Raw genomic sequence first — 21,535 nt, forward strand, 5'->3', positions numbered from 1 at the left:
AAAAATGGCACTCATAGTTCGTTTACTAGATCCTCAACACCCCACGACATTTTACAGATGTTGGCTGTCAATGAGTGAAAGAGTGTTTGTGAAACCCTACGAATGACTATTCTGAAACAGGCTTAACATCTTCGTGCAGTACAGCAAACTCGTTCCACAAATCAGGACGCTGCTTGACCTTGATATAACGCGTAGCCAAAATGGTGCAGCCATTGATAGAAGCCATTGTATGAAAGGTGCCTGGTGAGCGAAGTATTAATGATCCGGGCTTGAACGTGACACCATTCTCAATATAATCCCCGGTTAACACTAGTACCATTTCATACCCTATATGTTCATGCAAGGCAACAAATGCACCAGCCTCATATTTAAGAATTGCAGCATCGGGACCTTGCGGGTCTTGGTCTACCAAACTAAAGATTGTGTGAATCTCAACACCTTTTCTCACCTCTGGATGATAGGGCACGAACTCAAGATCAGTAGGCAAGGAAACATTTTCCATACCCAAGAACTTAAATTCCCTGTCGTTGATGGAATTGTATGGGAATGGGTCGAATTTTACTTGACCATTGCTCATCAATTGGCTATTTCTTGGAATAGGACCCTCACCTTTATTTGTGCCGTTGTATCCCAATGGGGGTTCCAAAAAATCAGACAAAACCGGACAGCCTTCTTCTGAAATAGTCGTGGAGTTTTGAGGATCTTTAATACAAGGCTGTCCGGTTTTGTCCAGTTTTAGTGTAGGGGGTCTTTTTGACATTTGGTCGTTCTGTGACATTTGCTTGCTCTTTATTTAGGTTGATTGAATTTTTCTTTGTTCCTGGCTAAGACCGTTGTAACCCCAGCTTTTTCCATCTATTTCCTGAATCGAAATATAGTTGGGGTGGATAGCACTGCCAAGAGCCTCTGTAACGAGTTTCCAGGCTTGTGCTATCCAAAGAGCTTTTTCTTCGTCGGTATTTGTTCCTTTTGTGACAATAATACTCAACTCAAAAATTGCTTCATCATCACTTTTAACAGCACCGCCTACATACCATTGCGCTTGGCGATCGGCGGCTTCAAAACAAACAACAATTAATTTTTTATTTTTGCGAAGAGTTTTCTCAGTTATCAGAGATAAACTTTCAGCAAGCTTACCTCTGATATTCTCAGAAAATATCTTATTAGCCTTTAGTGTTATGAGCGGCATAGCTTGTATTCCTTTTCGCGATTGTTGGTACTGCCACCAATGCTTAAGCCGTAACCGCAATCTACTTGCACTTCGGCTTTAAGCATTTCAAACACCACGTAAGGCGTTTAGGCGGCAAAGAGTATGATTGTCGGCTTGGTTGCGGCTTGACAAAATGCCCTTAAGAATACCGTCATAAACTCCGGCTCTGGCTTCGAGCATCCGCATCGCAGCAGAGAACACCTTTTGCAAGTCTTCACAAGTGTGCATGTAAGGCATTCCCGCAGCGAACCATCCCTCCCCGTGGTCTTCATCAAGTTCGCAGTGAACGACAAAGAATTTCACCATGTCTTCACTCAAACCACGACGACGCAGATGTGCCAAAACTCGGCGCTGTTGCAGGGGAATTGCTAATTCCAAAGCTCCCATCCCACCAATACCGTAATGAAGTCCATCGGCAAACCAGCAGAGGTTAATTTTGGTATTGAGTAGATTACAAGTTTCTGGGTTAATATCCTCTTCCCGCGCTCCACCGAAGTAATCCATTAAGGGTTCAAATAAATTGGGATGAGCCTCAGCGAAATTCCCCTGACCAAACTCGTCATAGAGATTGTGATAAAGTTCTTCGCGCATCTCAAAGGGCACAATCAGGCTGAAGGCGGCAACGTGCAGGTGAAAGCGTTGCATGTTAACTCGGTAATTGGCAAGGAAGTAGCGGACTTCTTCATCGCTCAAATTATCGCTATCAAACAGTTTAAATAATGGATGATGGTTGACACGATGCTGGCTAATCCGCTCTTTCAGCCACGGCATGAAAACTTCAACGCTCGTGACTTCAGGAGGAAGTTGCTCTTGGGGTAAGTATTGCTGCTCAAGCTGCTCAATCAGGTGGCGAAGTTCCCATTCTCTGAAGAAGCGGGGAGTTCCTAACCCAAACCCCTCTCGCATTAAGCGCAAGTTCATGTCAAATAAAAGGAACTGAATTTTTTGCCAAGCAGAACCTCTTTTATTTTGAAAAGCTTCATGTGCCAAATTTTCGACTTGCTCGACGGGGTATACATACTCCTTAAAATACTGCTTAAGTACTTCCCAGGAATTAATCTGTGAATCGTCAGATTTCATGGATACTCTTTCAGAGGAATTTAATTTCAACATTGTCTTTCTTCCTTGGTAAAACTAATTAGAACCTACGCATTAACAAAAAGGTGAAAAAGTTACTCGTTAGCTGTTAGCTATTAAGCTTTTAGCTCAACTGTTTTAACTTTAGAGATAAATCGAGAAGAACTAGGGAAGGTTTGACTTCTCCATTGAGTAGAGTTTTACATCGCCCGTGAGTATTAGTAAAAAGCACTGGCTTGTTAAACTACTGTTTGGTAATCTCTCAGATTTGATGTTCTCTCTGCCTTTCATGTTTTGAACTTTAGATAGCAATCGAGAAGAACTAGGGAGTAAAATGCAATTTGTGAAAATATTTTTTTGCTGAAAAAAGAAGATCCCCGACTTTTTGGATAAGTCGGGGATCTAAAAATTAAAATAATTATTCTAAATGATTCGCTGAAATCTGCTAAATTAATTCACTCAATTAACCACTTGCAAACTAACTTACCATTTTCAATCTCCCATTTTCCACTTAAACGACTTTTTTTGAAAGAATCTATGGACGAGTTGAGATAGTTGTTTGTTATCTGCTCAATTACAGATGAAGATTGAATCTCTTTTGTGGATAAAGAATTAGCTTTGAAGAATAATTTTTGTTTGTTGAGTAGCATAGTTGAGTATTTCCTTGTTTGAATGTTTACTAGTTTTTACATCGAGAATAGGAGAGTAGGATTTCTTCAATAAGTAGATTATTAAGAAGCACTGACTCGTTGAGTGGCTTGCTGTGTGGTAATCTCGCTCTTGTTTGATGCCGTCTCTGCCTTCGATACTTTTAACTTTAGAGAGGGATCGAGAAGAACTAGAGAAGAGCGATCGCCATTTTTAAAAAAACTTTGAGAAGTTCTGTCAGCCATATTATTTTGCCGAGCAAAGATAAAGCCCATACCTAGAACTTTCCAGGCATGGGCTGAATTTTATGTCTACTACCAATAATTAGTTAACGGAATAATCGCTCTAAAAGTGATGCTTAACAGACATAAGTTTTGCTCCGTAAACATAAATTAACTAAGTTGAATTGCTATTTGATGGGAATAACTGCTAAATTTTGTACTATCGTTGGCGAAGATAAATTCGCTGTAGTTTGCCAGGTCATCGAGTCCAACCAAATTTAGGATGACTTCAGTTATTAGCCAAAATGCGAGGTCGAATAACACCTTTTTGTAATGAACTTGCATATGGTTTCATCTCCTTGATAAGAAGAAAATTTGCACCTAAAGCTACATACCTGCTTAGTCTCTCAAGTCTTGAGTTAGACTCAATCGTTCTATATTTTTAAATTTAGAGAGTGATCGAGAAGAACTAGGGAAGAGCAAATCTTTTTTTTGAAACACGGGAGCGATCGCACATCTTATGAGAAGATTGTCAAAGGTAAGTACGCATAAATGCCATGCGAATTTTGTTGATTGAAGATGACGAAGTTTTGCTTGAGGTGCTGTTGCAATCTCTTACCAGTCAGCACTATATCGTCGATGCAGTTCAGGATGGTCAAAGCGGTTGGGAATATGCCCAAAGTGCAAACTATGACCTAATTCTCACGGATGTGGGACTCCCCATACTCGATGGCATTAAGTTATGCCAGCGATTACGCGCTGAGGGTTCCTCCATCCCGATTTTACTGATCACTGCCAAAGATGCCAGTAGCGATCGCATTCGTGGACTAGATGCAGGTGCAGACGACTATCTAATCAAACCTCTAGATTTAGCAGAACTTCACGCACGCTTACGAGTATTGCTGCGACGTGGTGAAGTTTCCCCCACAACCGTCCTACAAGTAGGGAATTTACGTTTAGATCCTCGTAGTTGCGATGTAACTTACAAAGAAAAACCTGTAGCATTAACCCCCAAAGAATATACTCTGTTGGAAATATTTCTGCGAAACCCCTCACGGGTATTCAGTCGCGGACAATTAGTTGAGCATCTGTGGACATTTGACGATCCACCTTTAGAAGAAAGCGTTAAAGCACATATTAAAGGATTGCGGCAGAAGTTGAAAAAAGCCGGCGCCGTAGATTGGATTGAGAACGTCTACGGTTTAGGATATCGGCTGAAGGAAGGAGTAGGAGAGAAGGAGGCAGGGGGCAGGGGGCAGGGGGCAGGGGGACTCCTTGGAGACAAGGAGACAAGGGGACAAGGGGACAATTCTTTCTCCCCCTCTCCCCATCCCCCCCTCTCCCCATCTCCATCCCAATCGCTCGAACAGCAGTTCAACCAAGGAATGAGTAAGCTGTGGCAGCAATATCAAGGGTTGATGATTCAACGCTTAAAGGCTCTGCAAACAGCAGCAACGGCAATACAGACCAAAACGCTTACCCCAGAGTTACGCGAGGATGCAAGGCAAGCAGCGCACAAGCTAGCAGGTGTATTGGGGATGTTTGACCGGGAAGCCGGAACTGTGTTGGCACGAGAAATTGAGGAAATTTTGTTGGAGGATGAAAATTTAGGGCAGAGGAGGGGACAAGGAGACAAGGAGACAAGGGGACAAGGGGGACAAGGAGGACAAGGGGGACTAGGGGGACTAGGGGGACAAGGACTTTCGGTGTGGGAATGTAAGCTGGTGTCTTTGGTGTCAGAATTAACTGATTTGCTGAATTTGGGTGAGCCAGAATTTTCTACCGATGCAGAAACATCTCGACTGTTGTTAATTGATTCTGACGCAAATTTATACCGAGATTTACAGGAATTAGCGCATTCGGTGGATTTAACTTGGAAACAAATAGCAAACTTAGAGTTAGCAAAAACCTGGCTTCAGTCTCATTCACCAGATTTAGTAGTGCTGGCAGTGGATGCAGAGGAAAAGCAAGAAGATAGTTTGGCGCTGCTCTCGCAATTAGCAGTTAGGACACCATTTATACCAACAATAGTACTTGCTTCTGCTGATAAGCTGTTGAATCGAGTTACAATAGCTCGTCTTGGAGGACACGGATTTTTAGTTAGACCTGTGACTGCTGCTCAAATTTGGGATATGGCAACGCAATTATTGCAGCGTACTCAGTCCTTAGCTGTAAATATATTAGCAGTCGATGACGATCCGGTATTTCTGGCAGCACTGCGCCCGATGTTGTCACCTTGGGGTATACGGATGACGGGATTGGATGACCCCTTACGTTTTTGGGAAGTGCTGCGGTCTACTGTTCCGGATTTGCTGATTTTAGATATAGATATGCCGCAAGTTAGTGGGATTGAACTTTGTCAAGCAGTTCGTGCTGACCCTCAATGGCAAGGATTGCCGATTTTGTTTCTGACGGCTTCGAGCGATCGCTTTTACATCCAGCAGATATTTACCATTGGTGCAGACGACTACCTCAACAAGCCAGTTGTACCAGCAGAACTACTAACCCGAATCACCAATCGTCTAGAACGTTCTCGCTTACTGCGAAACCTCTCCACCAAAGACGCTTTAACCAAACTGGCGAATCAAGCTCAATCGAGCCGTGACTTAGAACTTCTCATCAAAAGTATAAAGGATGAAGATGCAAATGTTCCTAATTCTTTCTGTTTGGCAATATTCGCTTTAACTGAATTGCCACAAATTAATCTCCAATACGGTCACACTACAGGCAATAATATTTTACAGCGGTGGGGTCATCTGTTCTGTGCAGCTTTTCGGGAAGCAGAAGTGTTGGGATACTGGGGTAACGGCGAGTTTGTCGTAGCGATGCCGATTTTCACCAAACAACCAGCAGACATCGACGCAGAAAAGCTTGCTGTCAAACATCGCTTTTGGGAATTTATGACTACTTTACGGCAGCAAGTCTTCACCGCACCAGATAGCAGCCGTTTTCAAGTTAACTTTGATTTTGGTTTAGCTGAGTATCCGACTGACGGAGTAACTCTACAATCTCTATATCAAGTTGCCAATCAGCTCAAGAAAAATCAAACGCTTTAATTGACATGAGCATCCAAAATGTGCAAAATACCCCACAGGCTATAAGCCGCTGGCTCTAAAAACAAAGCCTGCGGAGGCAGGCTATGAAGATTTGAGCCTGCCTCCGCAGGCTTTGTACATGTAGCCACACCCTTCTAGGGTGTTGGGCACTTAGAGTTAAACTTTTGCTAGTTCTGGCGAAGGACGCTTACTGTTGCGAATAGCTTTAATAGCCTCAGCATAATCAGGAGCGTTAAACACAGCTGAACCAGCAACGATCGCATTTGCACCAGCTTCCAAAACCTGCCAAGTATTATTAGCTTTCAGTCCCCCATCCACTTCAATCCACGGGTCTAAACCGCGTTCATCGCACATTGAGCGCAGCTTGCGGATTTTGGGTACGACTCCAGGAATGAAGCTTTGACCGCCAAAGCCTGGGTTAACACTCATAATTAACACTAAATCGCACAATTCCAAGCAATATTCAATTAACTCTAAAGGGCTACCTGGGTTGAGTACAACACCAGCTTTCTTACCAACCTCTTTGATTTGCCCTAAAGTACGGTGCAGGTGAGGGGAAGCATTATGTTCTGCATGAACGTAAATATGATCTGCCCCTGCTTTGGCAAAGTCTTCAACATACTTTTCTGGTTCCACAATCATCAAGTGGACATCCAGAGGCTTTGTCGTCACCGGACGAATCGCCTCCACAACCAGAGGACCTATCGTAATATTAGGTACAAAACGACCGTCCATTACATCAACATGAATCCAATCTGCTCCAGCCGCGTCTACGGCGCGAATTTCGTCTCCTAGACGACTAAAATCGGCTGATAAGATAGATGGGGCAATTACAATCGGCTTTTTAGATAGGTTTTGGGTCATGGCTAGTGGCAAATTTAAGCGTCCTCGTCTTGTGAGCATTGTAACAAAATCTTGACCCAGCGCTCATCGATTTGATGGGGGAGTGGGGAGTGGGGAGTGGGGAGTGGGGGAGTGGGGGGAGTGGGGGACAAGGAGACAAGGGGAGCCAGCGCGTTGCGGTGAGACCAGCGCTGCGGGAGGGTTTCCCTCCGCAGGCGACTGGCGAACCCGAAGGGAGGTTCCCTCCGTTGTAGCGACTGGCGTGGACAAGGGGAAAAAATGCCCCATGCCCCATGCCCAATGCCCCATGCCCAATGACGGCAGGTGCTTCAAGTCTGGCGACCGAACGCACTGCCTCCCCAATGCCCAATGCCCCATTCCCATCAACTAACAAATAACAACTAACAATTGACAATGGTCAAAAAATTTACCTGGATAATTTGGGGATTGAGTGCTTCTTGTTTCGGTGCGCCGGCACTCGCTGCTATAGTTACTTCTATCGGCACTAACGGTATTGATGCTCTTAGGTTACAAAAAGCTCCATATAACTTAACTGGTCGCAAGATTGCGATTGGTCAAGTTGAAATTGGGCGTCCGGGAAAGTTTGGCTGGGATAAAGCGGTGTCTAAAAATACAGCAGTATCGTTAGCAGGAGTATTTTTACGCAATAGACCGGCTAAATCAAATAGTGGTGTTGACCCCCACGCTTACAATGTGGCTGGTGTGATGGTCAGTCGAGACAAAGCTTTACCGGGTATAGCTCCAGGAGCGCGGCTCTATTCATCTGCGGTAGGTTCGACGAAAAACATGGGTCAGCCAGAAGAGTGTTTATCAGCGCAGCACATCGCGATGCAAAATGGTGGTGATGTCCGCGCGATTAACTTCAGTTTTGGTGAACCTCTCACCCGCGATCCGCGACCGGAAGCGACTTTAGATGGTAACGCTTTACTAACATTATGTATTGACTGGTCGAGCCGGGTTCATGATGTTGTGTATGCGATCGCTGGCAACCAAGGTAAAGGGGGCATCCCCATCCCTACAGACAATTTTAATGCAATCAACGTCGCTTTCTCTTCTCGCAAAGGAAACATTTTTAATAAAGTTGATGTTTCCAATTTGGCTGCTGCTAACGAAGGAGTGGCAACTAGGCTAGCAGGAAAGGAGTTTAATCTTGATGGGCGTCCTTCTATTAGCTTAGTTGCTCCTGGGAGTAACATTCCTTTGGTTAATCCAGATGGCAAAGTCAACAAAGTCACGGGTACAAGTTTTGCAGCGCCTCACGTAGCGGGTACTATTGCTTTGTTGCAGGAATTTGGCGACAAACAATTGCGGACAAAACAACCTAACTGGAGCATAGCCTCTCGCCGTCATGAAGTGATGAAAGCTGTATTGCTAAATTCCGCAGACAAAATTCAAGATACTGGTAATGGCTTGCGGTTGGGAATGAGCCGGACGCTAATTGATAAACAAAATCGCGACTGGCTGACATCATTAGCTTATAGCAATCCAAAAATTCCCCTCGATCCGCAAATGGGAGCCGGTCATTTAAATGCATTTCGTGCCTACCAGCAATTTAGTCTTGGTCAATCAAGTCCATCCGCTGCCGTACCTGCAATTGGTTGGGATTATCGGACATTGGATGCTGGGGCATCTGTGGATTATACCATAGCAAAGCCGTTAGTGCAAGGAAGTTTTGTTGCTGTCACTCTCGCCTGGGATCGGTTGGTAGAGCTAGAGGATAAAAATCAAAACAAGTTATTTGATGTCGGTGAGGATTTTCGCGATCGCGGTTTGAACAATCTCGACTTGTATCTAGTCAAAGCCGATGCTAAAGACAATATCGCAGGTGCAGTTTGCTCCTCCATCAGCCCAGTTGATAGCGTAGAACACATCTTCTGCCCTGTTCCGGCTACCGGCAATTACAAAATCCGCGTCCAGTTTCGCCAAAAAGTAAACCAATCTGTTCAGCCTTTCGCTTTAGCTTGGTGGGGTGTATCTGGTAAATAGGGCATTGGGCATTGGGCAATGGGCAATGGGCATAGGGCAATGGGCAATGAACATAGGGCAAAATTTTTCTCCCCCTTGTCCCCCTTGTCCCCCAGCAAGAACTGCCCCCAGCAAGAACTGCCCCCTGCTTTATTTATTACCACTAACAAAAAAACTAGTTTTGTTTTGTCATTTCGTATTTTAAAATACAATTTATAAAAAAGCAGAAAATCGAGAAAAATAAAGCTGATTGAGCATAAATCTGCATTATCGCTTTTATCAGCAATTAACAATTAGCATAACTTACAAGTTGTATTTAATTCCTATTACTTACTTAGCTGTTGCAAAAACTGTAACCGCTCTATATTTTTCTTGTTTTTAATGCGATAGTTAACAATTGACACATAAATAATGGTCAATCTTGACTGACAGCTTACAAAAAATATTTGGCGAGTGAGGTAGAAAAATGCATCGACAAAAATTTAATAGTGTCAAGGAAAATTTCCTCCAAAGACGCTACGGTGTGCGCTTGGGTAGGCGTTATGTTCTGGCAGCAGCAGGAGTTATGCTTATGGGTGTATTAGGATGTTCTCAGGTCAACGACAGTACAAGTGCGCTGGCGAAATCTCCTTTACCGACAGAATCACCATCAACTAAAAAAACAGTCACACCTGATACAAAAGTCGTTGCGGCTAATACAAAATTTAGTTTCAAACTGTTTTCAGAAGTTTTGAAAAAGGATAGCAAAGATAACATTTTTATTTCTCCTTCTAGTGTAGCGATCGCTCTTGCCATGACTTACAATGGTGCGAGTGGTTCTACCCAGCAAGCAATGGCGAAAGCGTTAGAGTTACAAGGCATAAGTTTAGAAGAAATAAACTCCTCTAACGCGGCTTTAAAAATCCTTTTAGAAAATCCTGACCCAAAAGTGCAGCTAACAATTGCTAACTCGCTTTGGGCAAACAAAGATACTAGCTTTAAATCCGAATTTATCCAGAGAAACAAAGATTTTTACAAAGCTAAAGTCACAAATTTGGACTTTAAAGACTCGCGTTCATCAGGTGTAATCAATACTTGGGTAAATGAGAATACACGCGGCAAAATCAACAAAATAGTCGAAACAATTGAACCAGAGCAAGTATTATTTCTAATTAATGCCATCTACTTCAAAGGCAACTGGAGTAACGAATTTGATAAAAACCAAACCGCTGAATATCCTTTTTACATAGCATCTGACAAACAAAAACAACACCTGATGATGTCGCGAACGGGTGACTACAGATATTTAGAAAATGAACAATTTCAAGCAGTGAGTTTACCTTACGGCAAAGATGGTAAAATTAGCTTATATGTTTTCTTGCCGAAAGAGAATAACTCAAAAGCCTTTTATGAAAACTTGAATTCTGACAACTGGGAAAAATGGATGGCTCAATTCAGCAAACAAGAAGGATTTGTTCGCTTGCCCCGTTTTAAAATCAATTATGACATTACTCTCAACGATGCCCTTACCGATTTAGGCATGGGAGAAGCTTTCAGCCGGAGAGCGAATTTTTCGGCTATGGGTAAAAATCTCGCCATCAGCCAAGTTAAACATAAAACCTTTGTTGAGGTAAATGAAGAAGGTACAGAAGCGGCAGCAGCGACTTCTGTGGAGATAGTACCAACATCAGCCGTCGAGAAACCAAAGCCATTTCGGATGATTGTTGACCGTCCGTTTTTCTGTGCGGTAAGGGATAATCAAACAGGTAGCGTTTTATTTATGGGTTCAATTGTCGAGCCACGGTAAAACGATTCACGCATTACTTCTGTCATGCTTGTTCGCCGCAAGGCGTTCGGTGCAGGGTAGATTACCTATTAACGAACCGCAAAGACACGTTCGCGTTCGCCCTTGGCGTTGCCGCAGGCTAGCGTCTCCGTTCGCGTAGCGTCTTTGATAGGAGAAGGAGAAGGACACAAACGAAGAAAAGAAAGAAGAATATAGGTAATTTTGTCGCTCTAAGGGAGTAAGAAAAGAATTTTGAATGACGCTGACTACCTTAAGGCAATGTGGCTTTAGAAACGCTTAGATTTTTTGATTCAGTTTTTGAGCTTTCTTCAGTACCAGCAAGTGCATTTACCTCTTCTGTAGAAGCAACCGTTTCACTATCGCTACCAAGACCAGGACGCAGAGCGCTTAAAGCCGTTTTAATTACAACTGCACTTGGGACTGCTAAAATTACACCTAGCAATCCGCCAACTCTCGCACCGGTCAAAACCGAAACCAGCAGCCAAACCGGATTTAAACCAGTAAAACTCCCCAAAATTCGCGGAGCAATCAAGTTTTCCAGAATTTGTTGTACAATTACGGCTGCAATCAATACTCTTACCCCCATCGAGAAATCTTGTAAAGCTACAAGTAAGGTAGTTAAGGCGATACCCACAGAACCGCCATAGGGAATGAGAGCCATAATGCCAATAGTTAAGCCAAACAGCAAACCAAATGGAACTTTCAGCCACAAAAAAGTCGGTATGAGGGCTGAAGCCATACAAGTCGAGATAATCAACTGAGTGATAAAGAAATTTTGAAAGCTCAGACGTACTGTATCAGAAAAAGGCTCTCGGAATTTGGTAGGCAACCAATCTACCAAACTTTGCCAGAGTTCATCGCCATGCTGCAACAGATAGAAAGTTAAAACCATTGTTAAGAGAAAGTCTAGCAGGCTAGTGAGGGTAACTACAGCTAGATTCAGAACTTGTGAAGCGATCGCCTGTAATTGTCCTTTGACGCGATCGTTGATTTGTGATACCAAAGCTTCCAGATTAATTGGGAAACCAAGAGAATCTGCTTTCTCATTCAATAGCATTAACTGAGAGCGTCCAGAGTCAATTAACTCCGGTATACGCGCAACTAGTTGCTGCGCTTGCGTCAAAGCTAGCGGTATCAGCGTCACACCCAACGCCAACAAAATCGATAAAGCAAGTAAAAAGACTAAAATAGCAACTTGCTCGCGTCTGCCACCTTGACGCTCTATCCAACTCACAGGATAGTTAAGCAGAAAGGCTAAAACTGAGGCTCCGACTAAAATAACTATCAACGAGTGAAAGTAATCAAAAATTGCCGAAATCGCCCAACCATTAAGCACGAGTAGCGGAGCGAACAGCGCGATCGCACCGATTCGCGCTATTGGTGTTAGTGTTTGCCACCAGTTAAGAAGCTTGCGTGTCTGCATATGACAGCCGATTGCGGATAAAACTAAATTAAATCATTCCTTAAAGCTTATTATCTCTGACTGCACGACCGACATACATCTCTCTAGTTTAGGATTGCACTCACCCAAATGAATAATTTACAACCAAATGACTCATCATCTGTGCCAGAAAGCCAAGAAAAATCAGCCTTATTTTTCATCCCCAGTGAGGATGCCAACGTTTCTTCCTTGCCGTTAATTTTATATTTAGTTCCCGTCATCGGATTTTTCCCCTCCTTGTGGACTCTTTATCGTCGTCGAGGCAGTCGGGAACAACTTAATGTTAGTCGTCTGTCAATTACTCTGGCGCTTACCTGGCTTTTGGGGTATATCTTATTAGGAGCCGGAGCGGTTACCGGAGAATTTTTCAGCTTGCGTCTACTGCTCCTCAATAGCTTTCTCACCTCTGGTTACTTTTTGGTTAGCGCCTGGTTAATTGTTCGTACAGTTCAAGGCAAATCTAATCGTATAGCAGGGTTTAGTCGTTTTGCCAACCGAGTTACTAATAAATATTTGTCTTAATTTAGGATGAAAGGCGGTACTCCGTATTTACACGTATCTTTTTCCCAACTACACATTATTTACCAACAGGTCTAGTCAAATCTGGTTTAATCAAGCATACTTCAAGAAAACGTCTCCGGATTTGCCGAAAAGAAGGAGAAATACTGCTATAAGTGTTTTGGTTAACACTAAAGATCGAAAAGTTAGCACTGATAATTAAGGGTTAGCTATTATGGGTTGATTTGTCGGCTTTTAAGTAACAAATTTACCGAGTTTTATCAGTAAGTGTGAGGAAGTCCGTGACCATTCAAACAACTTCGGCGCAAGAAGACCATACAAACCCCCCTAACAATAATTCTAAAAATTCCAAATCAGGACGTTGGCTGTGGTTTTGGGTGGGGATGAGCGGTATTGCGATGGTGTCAGCCACTGCCGGGGCGCTATTGGCTGTGTCTTTAACGAGTACGCCATTGATGCAAGCAGAATTAAGTCCCCAAGAAGCGGCAGTTTTTGATAGCGATCGCATCTCCGGACAAGGACTGCGATTCTCTCAATTAACTCGCCCCGTCAATATATTAGTTATGGGAATGAGCGTACTCCCGCCAGATACTCAAAACGCTCCCGCCGAAACTAAAAATCTCAGGTACTTGCCTCAGGTAAATTCCTTTGATGGTCTTGCGGATGTGATGCTCTTGATCAAATTCGATCCGGAGAAAAAAAAATTAGTTATGCTTTCTGTTCCTAGAGATACCCGTACAGAGATAGAGGGGCATGGTATTAAAAAAATTAATTCGGCAAATACTCATGGCGGTCCAGCTTTAACTGCGAAAACCGTTAGTAATCTCTTGGACGGTGTGGGAATTGATCGCTATATCCGAATTAACGTTTTGGGAGTTGGTAAGCTGATCGATGCCTTAGGAGGCGTTACGGTTTACGTCCCCAAAGATATGAAGTACCAAGATGATTCTCAGCATTTGTACATCAACTTGAAAGCTGGTAAGCAGCATTTAAATGGCGATCAAGCTTTGCAACTGTTGCGCTATCGCCATGATGAAAATGGCGATATAGGTCGGATTCAGCGCCAGCAAATGGTGATGCGGGCATTGATGGATCAAAGCCTCAACCCAACTACACTAGCTCAATTGCCGCAAGTTCTCGACGTAGTTAAAGAGCATATTGACACCAACTTAAGCGTTGAAGAGTTGTTAGCACTAGTAGGTTATGGAGCGCGAACAAATCGCTCGAATATGCAAATGTTGATGGTACCCGGTCGCTTTAGCGATAAGAATGAATACGAGGCTAGCTATTGGTTGCCAAACGGCGATCGCATTGCGGCTATGATGGCTGAAAATTTTGATGTGGATGCCCCACATGAGCAACGATCAACTGACCCAGGTTCATTGCGAATTGCAATTCAGGATAGCACAGGTGGCGATCGCTCAAACCTACGACCTTTAATTAGAAGCCTCGAAAAAGCTGGCTATCGCAACGTTTATGTGTCTAAACCTTGGGGTGAACCTCTAGAAGTGACACACATCGTCGCCCAACAAGGAGACGGTAACAGCGCCGAATCGATTCGCAACTCTTTAGGATTTGGAGAAGTGCGAGTAGAAAGTACTGGTAATCTCGGCTCTGATGTCACTATACAGCTAGGTAAGGATTGGTTGCAACAAACTCCTCCTGTGGAAGTGTCTCCTCAACGTTAAACAAGAAGTCAGAAGTCAGAAAAACTGAATTCACAACCGTATATTAACATCTTGTACCAGGCGATAAAATTCACTTCGCGTTGCAGCTTGGTGCAAGATGTTAATCCAAAATCCTAAATTGGAAATCTCAAATTGCTTGACCAAAAAAGGATGTTCAAAGCAGCGTCTCCAAAGAGAAGGATAAAGGTCTTCAGGATGAAATAGTACGGTTGATAGATGGATACAAAAAAGGAAAAAGGATGAAAAAGGAAAAAAATTGAATTTTTTACTTTCTTACTTTCATACTTCATACTTCATACTTCATACTTCATCCTTAAATTGACATTTTCCCAATCCAATCCTGTATAATCGGATTCACTATCTCCGGTGCTTCATCTTGGGGACAATGCCCAACACCTTCTAAAGGTATAAACTTTAGCACTTGTGGGAAATTAGCTAACTCTTTACTTAACTCAAACGGTTCCCAAGGGTCAGCTGTTCCCCACAAAATAATTGCCGGACAAGGTAGCAGAGGTAAAAGGTCTTCAGGTAGGGGACCTGTAGAATAAGCTGTAAAGGCAAGAAACACAGCTACAGCACCCGGATCGCTTACTGGTGCCATCAAGATATCTACTAACTCGTCTGTCACCGTCTCAGAATTGGCATAAGCTTTGAGGAGAATTGAGCGCACCGTTTTCGGCTGGGCAATTTGATTAAAAAAGAACTTGCCAACAGGTTTGATAGATAGCAGGCGTTGCAGCAAGGGCGCTCCGGCGCTACGATACCAAGGTAGTGTCGCTCGTTTGCGATCGTGTAACAGCCGTAAGGAGCAGTTCAGCAAAGCAACTCCTAATGCCATATCCGGGTTATCCACCGCTGCTTGCATGACCACAATACAGCCTACAGAATTTCCCACAAAAAAAGCGGGTCCTCCCACTACTTCCCGGCAAAAATCAGCGATTTGCTGTCCCCAAGTTTCAAATGTGTAGGCAATTTCTTCACCTGGCTTGGGTTTAGCCGAAGCGCCAAAGCCAATCAAATCAATAGCATAGACACGGCAATTTTCCGCCAGTACAGGGATATTTTTCCGCCAATGCCACCAAGAGGCACCAAAGCCATGTACCAAGACCACAGCAGGTCCAGCGGTTCCTTGGGTTTGATAGCAAATGGGAAAACCTTGCCAAGTCCAGGTTTTTGTTGCTGGCAGTTTGGTTGTCGATTGGATCATAGAAAATTTAAAAGCATAACATATGGACGCAAAACGAAAAGCTGCAAGCGTCATTGTTTTTTATTTTTTAACAAAATATAAAACCTTAAAATAAATAGCGATTCGCATCAGTGCCAAGCTCACAGTTTAATTCAGCATAGGATAGCTCTTACTTTTTGATAGAGATAGTGCATTCATTAGTTAGATTATGTCAGTATTAGGAGTCACGTATTATCTAAACTGAGGAAACTTTTTATCATGTTGGCACAAACTTCTACTTCTGTAATGCCATTTCTTGGCAGTGACGTTGCTGCTAATTATGATACATCTCAAGTAGTAATATTGCCCATTGCTTACGAAGCAACAACCACTTATCGCCGGGGCTGTGAAAATGGTCCAGATTCTATACTGGAAGCTTCTCATCAGGTGGAATATTACGATGAAGAACTGGATAGAGAAACTGGTTGCGAAGTCGGAATTTACACTCATGAAACAATTGCGGACACGCGCTCTGGTGATATTAGCGCCGAGGAAATGCTAAAAGTTACCGAAGAAACGGTTTCTAAGTTAATTGGCGATCGCAAATTCGTGATTGCTTTGGGTGGCGAACACAGTATTACTGCGGCAATTGTCGAAGCATATCGCAAATATTATACAGAACCATTTACGGTAGTGCAAATTGATGCTCACGGTGACTTACGCCACAGTTATGAAGGCTCAATTCACAATCATGCTTGTGTAATGCGGCGAATTGTCGATATGGATTTACCTACCGTGCAAATTGGCATTCGGGCGATTTGTAAAGAAGAAGCCGACTTAATCAAAGAAAAACAGCTAACTGTGTTTCGAGCGCGGGAAATTGCTAACCAGCCAGATTGGATGGAACGAGCAATTTCCGCGATTCAGACAGATAAAGTTTTTCTCACCATTGATTTAGATGGCATCGATCCTACCTTAATTCCTGGCGTTGGTACTCCAGAACCGGGCGGTTTAAATTGGTATGCTTTGATGACGTTCTTGCGGCGCGTTTGTGAAAAACATAATGTCATCGGCTGTGATGTGATGGAATTAGCACCGATAGTAGATTCAGTAGTTTCACAATTTACGGCAGCCAAACTGGTCTATAAAATTATTGGGTATCAAGCATTAGCTAAGGGTTGGTTTGAAGCTGGAACATAACGCTGAATATGACTATATTTTTTGTTTTTAGTTTCTTGGCGCTAAAAGAAGATGAATATACTAGAAACAATTGACACTCCTGTAGGAAGCTACGCACCAGATTTTGAATTGCCAGGAATTGACAAACAAGTACACCATCTTCGGCGTTATCTTGAAAAGTTCCGTGCTGTCGGCGTCATTTCCATGTGCAACCAATGTCCTTATGTCAGGTTGTATATAGATAGGCTAAAAGAAATTCAAGCGGAATTTGCTCAACAAGGTTTTTCGCTGATTGGCATGAATGGCAGTGATGGCAATGAAAATCCGACGGAAAGCTTTGACAATATGCAAGCTTTTGCGCTCATGCATGAGTTGAACTTTCCCTATCTATGGGACTCTACTCAAGATACAAGCCGCAGCTTTGGAGCGCTGGTTACACCAATGGCTTTTTTAATAGATAAAGATGGTGTAGTCCGCTACAAAGGGCAAATTGATAATAACCCGCAAGATCCCCGGTCTGTGAAAGAGCAATATCTAAAAAACGCGCTCGCCTCTTTATTTCAAGGTCAAGAAGTTTACATTACGCAAACTCCACCTGTTGGTACTCGCCTAATCTGGCGGAATTAGAGACAGAAAGTCACGCCCACTGCTATCTTAAATTGGAGGCAATTGCAACTTTTTGATAAAGCGTAACTTCATGGGAACGAATTACCGACGGGTTTTACTTAAACTGAGCGGTGAAGCCTTGATGGGCAACATGGGCTATGGAATTGATCCAGAAGTGGTGAAAGAAATAGCACAAGAGGTAGCAGAGGTGATAGCCACAGGCGTTCAGATCGCCATTGTTGTGGGCGGCGGTAATATTTTTCGTGGTGTGAAAGCGGCATCGGCGGGTATGGACCGGGCAAACGCTGACTACATCGGTATGATTGCCACGGTAATGAATGCCATGACACTGCAAGACTCGCTGGAACGAATAGGGGTACAGACGCGGGTACAAACTGCGATCGCTATGCAAGAAGTAGCCGAACCGTATATTCGTCGTCGTGCCATCCGTCATCTTGAAAAAGGACGGGTGGTAATTTTTGGCGCTGGTTCTGGAAATCCTTTCTTTACCACTGATACAACTGCCGCATTAAGAGCCGCAGAAATTGATGCTGAAGTGATTTTTAAAGCCACCAAGGTAGACGGAGTGTACGATGCTGACCCCCATATCTATCCTGATGCCAAACGCTATCAAAGCCTTACTTACGCGCACGTTTTGGCTCAAGATTTGCGGGTAATGGATAGTACCGCGATTGCTATGTGTAAAGAAAATAACATTCCCATACTTGTATTTGATTTATCGGTGCGAGGTAACATTCAACGAGCAATTATGGGAGAATCTATCGGCACCCTTGTGGGAGGTTCTTGTGAAATTAGATGAAGCTGAGAGTACGATGCAAAAGACCGTTGAGTCAACTCAACGAGCTTTTAACACGATTCGCACTGGTCGCGCCAATGCGAGTTTACTAGATAAGGTGATGGTGGACTACTACGGTTCTCCCACATCGATGAAATCACTGGCAAACATTAGCACGCCGGATTCGACAACGATCGCGATTCAGCCCTACGATCGCAATACCATGAACTTGATCGAAAAGGCAATTTCGATGTCGGATGTGGGTTTAACCCCCAGTAACGACGGTTCGACAATTAGGCTGAATATTCCGCCTTTGACAAGCGATCGGCGTAAAGAATTTGTCAAACTCGCCGCCAAATATGCTGAAGAAGGGCGCGTTGCCATTCGCAACATCCGCCGCGATGCCCTAGACTCAATTCGCAAGCAGGAGAAAGCCTCGGAAATCTCTGAGGATGAAGCCAAAGACCAGCAAGACAAATTGCAAAAACTAACCGACAAGTACACCGCCAAAATCGGCGACTTGTTGGTAGAAAAAGAAAAAGACATCACCACTGTCTAAAGTGTGAAGTATAAAGTATGAAGGCTGAAGGATAATCGATGAATTTTTCAACCTTCATACTTTCTCACATGTTTATTAAAACTTTATGAAATATCGTAGAGCCTTGGCTAAAAATTTGTCATCAGTAGAACTAATGAATTGTAATTTAGTAGCGGTTACACTCATTAAATAATTTAGATGACATCAAAAAAACATTTAAATTGTTTAAAGTTATCAGTGGAATTATCAGAAAAAAAGTATGGTATTGCACTGACAAGCAACCGGAATTAATCAACAGAGAAAATTTATATCCAAATATTTACGGATGAGCATAGTAGCTCTAGAAGAAAGATTTAGATCGGTTACACTGAAGGCTGTGAAAAATTTAGCAGCTAACCCCAAAATCAGTTAAAGTCTGGTCATATCTACTCGTAAAGTACAAATAAAAACGCAAAAATCAACGTTCTTCAGGAGCAAAAATTCAGCCATATGTATGATTGCATCATCGTCGGCGCCGGACCTGCTGGTGGAACAGCCGCTTACCATTTAGCCAAGCAGGGACGTTCAGTATTAGTTTTAGAAAAAGAATCTTTGCCAAGATACAAACCCTGTGGTGGAGGGGTATCGCCTGCGATCGCCCAATGGTTTGACTTTGATTTTAGCCCCGCAATTTCTCTGAAAGTGGACGAACTCCGCTTTACCTGGAAAATGGGCGACCCTGTAGAAACTAAAATAGCCACTATCGAGCCAGTCTGGATGGTGCGACGCGACGTTTTTGACCATTTCTTAATTCAGCAAGCGCAAAAGCAAGGTGCTGAATTAAAAGACTCTACGGAAGTAACTGGAATTGAATTCAAGAGCGACCATTGGCAAGTTAATACAGCTAACGGTCCGGTTACAGGTCGCTATTTAATCGCTGCTGACGGTGCCAAGGGACCGATGGCGAAATGGTTAGGTTTCAAAGAACGCAAACGCCGTTTAGCAGGCGCTTTAGAGGCAGAAGTACCGGCAACTGTGGAGAATAAATCTACAATCCACTTTGAGTTTGGTATGGTCAAAAACGGCTATATCTGGAACTTTCCCAAAGCTGATGGTTATTCGATTGGTGTCGGTACTTTCATCGGTGGCGAACCTCAAGATTTTAAGAAAATTTTGGATGAGTACGGAAAAAGTTTTGGTCTAGATGTTAAAACTAGCAAGCAATACGGTCATCCTATTTGTTTATGGGATGGCAATCAAAAACTGCATACCCAAAATGCGGTTTTGGCAGGAGAAGCTGCTTGTGTCGTCGATCCGATGACAGCAGAAGGTATTCGCCCTTCTATTTTTAGTGGTTTGTTAGCAGCTGGAGCGATTCATCAAGCGCTTTCTGGTGATGCGAACGCTTTAGAAAATTATTCGGAAGCGATCGGCGAACAATGGGGTGCTGATATGGCTTGGGCGCAAAAGTTAGCCGGCGCATTTTACCGCTTTCCCGGCGTTGGTTACAAGGTGGGTGTCAAGCGTCCTTCTGGTAGCCAAATTATGGGTAGAATTTTGTGTGGTGAATTGCGTTATGGCGACGTTGTGAATCGTGCGCTGAAGCGTTTGGTTCCCATTCCTGGTTTTGGCGGGTAATTGAGAGTTAGGAGTTAGGAGTTAGGAGTGATGAGTTATTTACTTTTAACTCCTAACTTCTATTGACTAAGCTGGTGGAATTAAGCTTTTTACTCTAAAGTATTAATTTAATTTGCTTTATTGTGTGGGTTTCTTGCTTTGAGCACTGGAATTAAAGATGCGGAAATGCCTCCTAGGGCAATATCCACACAACCAAATTCATAAGCATCTTCATAGGATCTATCAGCACCAAGGGCATCATAAAACGCCACGGCAAATTCAATCGCCGCCCGATCGCCTATTGCTCGATTCATACCAATCACATAATCAACGTGTTGGGCGATAGCTTCAGCTTGCGCCTCATTATAGCAAGCATTTAACAAGACACATTCTATACTGTCAAATAACTCAAATAGCCCCGCCAGTGCCTTACTTTTGACTAGCTGGATTTGTCCTGAGTTATTCTCCAAAGCTAAACCTTGACTCCCCGCTCCATGTCCGCTAAAATGCACAATCTCAGGTTTGTAATCCAACAAAGCACGCCGCAAATCGTTAGAACGCACTGCCCATTTGCTGATGATTTGAAATCGATCTCGGCTTCTGGAGCGTTCCAACGCTGCCTCAATTTCTCGTACTTCCTCATCCAGACGCAGCTGATTTGTATTCGTGGGGTTTGCTGATAGAATTAGGATTTTTTTGAGACGAGGACTTTGAACTTGGGCTTCTTCCTCAGGTACAGAGTCAAATTTCAGAACAGGAATAGGTTTTTTATAAATAACTGGTTGAAGATGTTCTGGAATACCCTGTAGTTGAATTTCTACACAGCCAAACTTATAAGCGTCTTCAATAGAACGATTTGCCGCTAAAGCCTTATAAAAACCAACTGCAAAAGCGATCGCTGCTTTATCGCCGATAGCGTCATTCATCCCAATTACAAAGGGGATGTGTTGGGCAATTGCTTTTGCCTGTATTTCAGAATAGCAGGCATTCAACACTACACAATTAACTTGCAATGAGAATAACTTGAACATTGCAGCTAAAGCATCAGGTTTAACAGGCTGAACTTTGCCTATTTCATTTTCAAAACATAGTTCACCAGTACTCTTACCATGTCCAGAAAAGTGTAGAATCTGCGGTTGAATATCAAATATCGCCTGTGTGATATCCCCGACGCGGACTG

The 21,535-nt window shown here is 43.3% G+C and carries 20 protein-coding genes; 10 read left to right on the forward strand and 10 right to left on the reverse strand.

All coding sequences use genetic code 11. From position 1 onward, the window contains the following. Positions 1–106: 106 nt before the first annotated feature. The 5 genes from PI95_RS15965 to PI95_RS35250 all read right to left on the reverse strand — a co-directional run bounded on the left by PI95_RS15965 (position 107) and on the right by PI95_RS35250 (position 3,501). A complete protein-coding gene (locus PI95_RS15965; protein ID WP_039747935.1) occupies positions 107–778 on the reverse strand; it encodes a cupin domain-containing protein in 672 nt (223 codons plus the stop codon). Between the two features lie 15 nt (positions 779–793). After that, positions 794–1,189: a hypothetical protein gene (locus tag PI95_RS15970; protein ID WP_052325241.1), complete on the reverse strand. Its 396-nt coding sequence runs from the start codon at positions 1,187–1,189 to the stop codon at positions 794–796. An 87-nt stretch (positions 1,190–1,276) separates the two neighbouring features. After that, the gene (locus tag PI95_RS15975; RefSeq protein ID WP_236117080.1) at positions 1,277–2,290 is read right to left on the reverse strand and encodes an iron-containing redox enzyme family protein; all 1,014 of its coding nucleotides are present in this window, start codon (positions 2,288–2,290) and stop codon (positions 1,277–1,279) included. A 728-nt stretch (positions 2,291–3,018) separates the two neighbouring features. After that, positions 3,019–3,180 (reverse strand): hypothetical protein, encoded by a 162-nt coding sequence (locus PI95_RS15980; protein ID WP_163518933.1) that lies wholly within the window; start codon positions 3,178–3,180, stop codon positions 3,019–3,021. Positions 3,181–3,327: 147 nt separating this feature from the next. Further along, positions 3,328–3,501 carry a hypothetical protein gene (locus tag PI95_RS35250; RefSeq protein ID WP_201280470.1) on the reverse strand — a complete coding sequence of 58 codons (174 nt, stop codon included), beginning with the start codon at positions 3,499–3,501 and terminating at the stop codon, positions 3,328–3,330. Between the two features lie 212 nt (positions 3,502–3,713). On the opposite strand from PI95_RS35250, the gene PI95_RS15985 reads away from it, so the two are divergent. After that, the gene (locus PI95_RS15985) at positions 3,714–6,212 is read left to right on the forward strand and encodes a response regulator (protein ID WP_039747929.1); all 2,499 of its coding nucleotides are present in this window, start codon (positions 3,714–3,716) and stop codon (positions 6,210–6,212) included. A 156-nt stretch (positions 6,213–6,368) separates the two neighbouring features. Here PI95_RS15985 and rpe read toward each other — a convergent pair whose 3' ends face one another. Together rpe and PI95_RS15995 are read right to left on the reverse strand one after the other, a co-directional pair. Then, on the reverse strand, positions 6,369–7,076 hold the full coding sequence (gene rpe / locus PI95_RS15990; protein ID WP_039747927.1) for a ribulose-phosphate 3-epimerase: 708 nt from the start codon (positions 7,074–7,076) through the stop codon (positions 6,369–6,371). Continuing rightward, positions 7,057–7,425: a hypothetical protein gene (locus PI95_RS15995; RefSeq protein ID WP_163518934.1), complete on the reverse strand. Its 369-nt coding sequence runs from the start codon at positions 7,423–7,425 to the stop codon at positions 7,057–7,059. The genes rpe and PI95_RS15995 overlap by 20 nt, the downstream gene beginning before the upstream one ends. A gap of 44 nt (positions 7,426–7,469) precedes the next feature. Here PI95_RS15995 and PI95_RS16000 point away from each other — a divergent pair, with 44 nt between their 5' ends. Beyond that, positions 7,470–9,062: a S8 family serine peptidase gene (locus tag PI95_RS16000; RefSeq protein WP_039747926.1), complete on the forward strand. Its 1,593-nt coding sequence runs from the start codon at positions 7,470–7,472 to the stop codon at positions 9,060–9,062. 445 nt (positions 9,063–9,507) lie between these two features. Beyond that, complete coding sequence (locus PI95_RS16005) at positions 9,508–10,827, forward strand: serpin family protein (protein WP_039747925.1); 1,320 nt, start codon at positions 9,508–9,510, stop codon at positions 10,825–10,827. Positions 10,828–11,077: 250 nt separating this feature from the next. On the opposite strand, the gene PI95_RS16010 is transcribed toward PI95_RS16005, so the two are convergent. Further along, positions 11,078–12,250: an AI-2E family transporter gene (locus PI95_RS16010; RefSeq protein ID WP_163518935.1), complete on the reverse strand. Its 1,173-nt coding sequence runs from the start codon at positions 12,248–12,250 to the stop codon at positions 11,078–11,080. Between the two features lie 108 nt (positions 12,251–12,358). Here PI95_RS16010 and PI95_RS16015 point away from each other — a divergent pair, with 108 nt between their 5' ends. Next, positions 12,359–12,790, forward strand: a complete 432-nt coding sequence (locus PI95_RS16015; RefSeq protein ID WP_039747923.1) for a hypothetical protein — start codon at positions 12,359–12,361, stop codon at positions 12,788–12,790. A 278-nt stretch (positions 12,791–13,068) separates the two neighbouring features. After that, entirely contained in the window at positions 13,069–14,475 is a 1,407-nt protein-coding gene (locus PI95_RS16020) for an LCP family glycopolymer transferase (protein WP_039747922.1), read from the forward strand. 313 nt (positions 14,476–14,788) lie between these two features. On the opposite strand, the gene PI95_RS16025 is transcribed toward PI95_RS16020, so the two are convergent. After that, positions 14,789–15,682, reverse strand: coding sequence for an alpha/beta fold hydrolase (locus PI95_RS16025; RefSeq protein WP_039748898.1), 894 nt, complete (start codon positions 15,680–15,682; stop codon positions 14,789–14,791). Between the two features lie 237 nt (positions 15,683–15,919). Between PI95_RS16025 and speB the strand changes: the two genes are divergently transcribed. From speB to PI95_RS16050, 5 genes are all read left to right on the forward strand, one after another. Next, positions 15,920–16,840 carry an agmatinase gene (gene speB, locus PI95_RS16030; RefSeq protein WP_039747920.1) on the forward strand — a complete coding sequence of 307 codons (921 nt, stop codon included), beginning with the start codon at positions 15,920–15,922 and terminating at the stop codon, positions 16,838–16,840. Between the two features lie 51 nt (positions 16,841–16,891). Continuing rightward, positions 16,892–17,446: a thioredoxin family protein gene (locus tag PI95_RS16035; RefSeq protein ID WP_039747918.1), complete on the forward strand. Its 555-nt coding sequence runs from the start codon at positions 16,892–16,894 to the stop codon at positions 17,444–17,446. Between the two features lie 70 nt (positions 17,447–17,516). Then, the gene (gene pyrH, locus PI95_RS16040; protein ID WP_039747917.1) at positions 17,517–18,245 is read left to right on the forward strand and encodes a UMP kinase; all 729 of its coding nucleotides are present in this window, start codon (positions 17,517–17,519) and stop codon (positions 18,243–18,245) included. Next, positions 18,232–18,780: a ribosome recycling factor gene (gene frr / locus PI95_RS16045; RefSeq protein WP_039747915.1), complete on the forward strand. Its 549-nt coding sequence runs from the start codon at positions 18,232–18,234 to the stop codon at positions 18,778–18,780. The genes pyrH and frr overlap by 14 nt, the downstream gene beginning before the upstream one ends. A gap of 468 nt (positions 18,781–19,248) precedes the next feature. Continuing rightward, positions 19,249–20,376: a geranylgeranyl reductase family protein gene (locus PI95_RS16050; protein WP_039747914.1), complete on the forward strand. Its 1,128-nt coding sequence runs from the start codon at positions 19,249–19,251 to the stop codon at positions 20,374–20,376. Positions 20,377–20,483: 107 nt separating this feature from the next. On the opposite strand, the gene PI95_RS16055 is transcribed toward PI95_RS16050, so the two are convergent. Continuing rightward, a complete protein-coding gene (locus PI95_RS16055) occupies positions 20,484–21,518 on the reverse strand; it encodes a CHAT domain-containing protein (protein WP_336507231.1) in 1,035 nt (344 codons plus the stop codon). Between the last annotated feature and the right edge of the window lie 17 nt (positions 21,519–21,535).

It is taken from the genome of Hassallia byssoidea VB512170, assembly GCF_000817785.2.
GTDB classification, from domain to species: domain Bacteria; phylum Cyanobacteriota; class Cyanobacteriia; order Cyanobacteriales; family Nostocaceae; genus Hassallia; species Hassallia carrinoi.

Excerpts from the sequence above, each read along its gene's own strand:
- PI95_RS15970 (WP_052325241.1), bottom strand. The coding sequence starts at position 1,189 with ATGCCGCTCATAACACTAAAGGCTAATAAGATATTTTCTGAGAATATC.
- PI95_RS16050 (WP_039747914.1), top strand. The coding sequence starts at position 19,249 with ATGTATGATTGCATCATCGTCGGCGCCGGACCTGCTGGTGGAACAGCC.
- pyrH (WP_039747917.1), top strand. The coding sequence starts at position 17,517 with ATGGGAACGAATTACCGACGGGTTTTACTTAAACTGAGCGGTGAAGCC.
- PI95_RS16035 (WP_039747918.1), top strand. The coding sequence starts at position 16,892 with ATGAATATACTAGAAACAATTGACACTCCTGTAGGAAGCTACGCACCA.
- PI95_RS15975 (WP_236117080.1), bottom strand. The coding sequence starts at position 2,290 with ATGAAATCTGACGATTCACAGATTAATTCCTGGGAAGTACTTAAGCAG.
- PI95_RS16010 (WP_163518935.1), bottom strand. The coding sequence starts at position 12,250 with ATGCAGACACGCAAGCTTCTTAACTGGTGGCAAACACTAACACCAATA.
- speB (WP_039747920.1), top strand. The coding sequence starts at position 15,920 with ATGTTGGCACAAACTTCTACTTCTGTAATGCCATTTCTTGGCAGTGAC.
- rpe (WP_039747927.1), bottom strand. The coding sequence starts at position 7,076 with ATGACCCAAAACCTATCTAAAAAGCCGATTGTAATTGCCCCATCTATC.
- PI95_RS16015 (WP_039747923.1), top strand. The coding sequence starts at position 12,359 with ATGAATAATTTACAACCAAATGACTCATCATCTGTGCCAGAAAGCCAA.
- PI95_RS15985 (WP_039747929.1), top strand. The coding sequence starts at position 3,714 with ATGCGAATTTTGTTGATTGAAGATGACGAAGTTTTGCTTGAGGTGCTG.
- PI95_RS15980 (WP_163518933.1), bottom strand. The coding sequence starts at position 3,180 with ATGGCTGACAGAACTTCTCAAAGTTTTTTTAAAAATGGCGATCGCTCT.
- PI95_RS15965 (WP_039747935.1), bottom strand. The coding sequence starts at position 778 with ATGTCACAGAACGACCAAATGTCAAAAAGACCCCCTACACTAAAACTG.
- PI95_RS16000 (WP_039747926.1), top strand. The coding sequence starts at position 7,470 with ATGGTCAAAAAATTTACCTGGATAATTTGGGGATTGAGTGCTTCTTGT.
- PI95_RS16025 (WP_039748898.1), bottom strand. The coding sequence starts at position 15,682 with ATGATCCAATCGACAACCAAACTGCCAGCAACAAAAACCTGGACTTGG.
- PI95_RS35250 (WP_201280470.1), bottom strand. The coding sequence starts at position 3,501 with ATGCAAGTTCATTACAAAAAGGTGTTATTCGACCTCGCATTTTGGCTA.
- PI95_RS16005 (WP_039747925.1), top strand. The coding sequence starts at position 9,508 with ATGCATCGACAAAAATTTAATAGTGTCAAGGAAAATTTCCTCCAAAGA.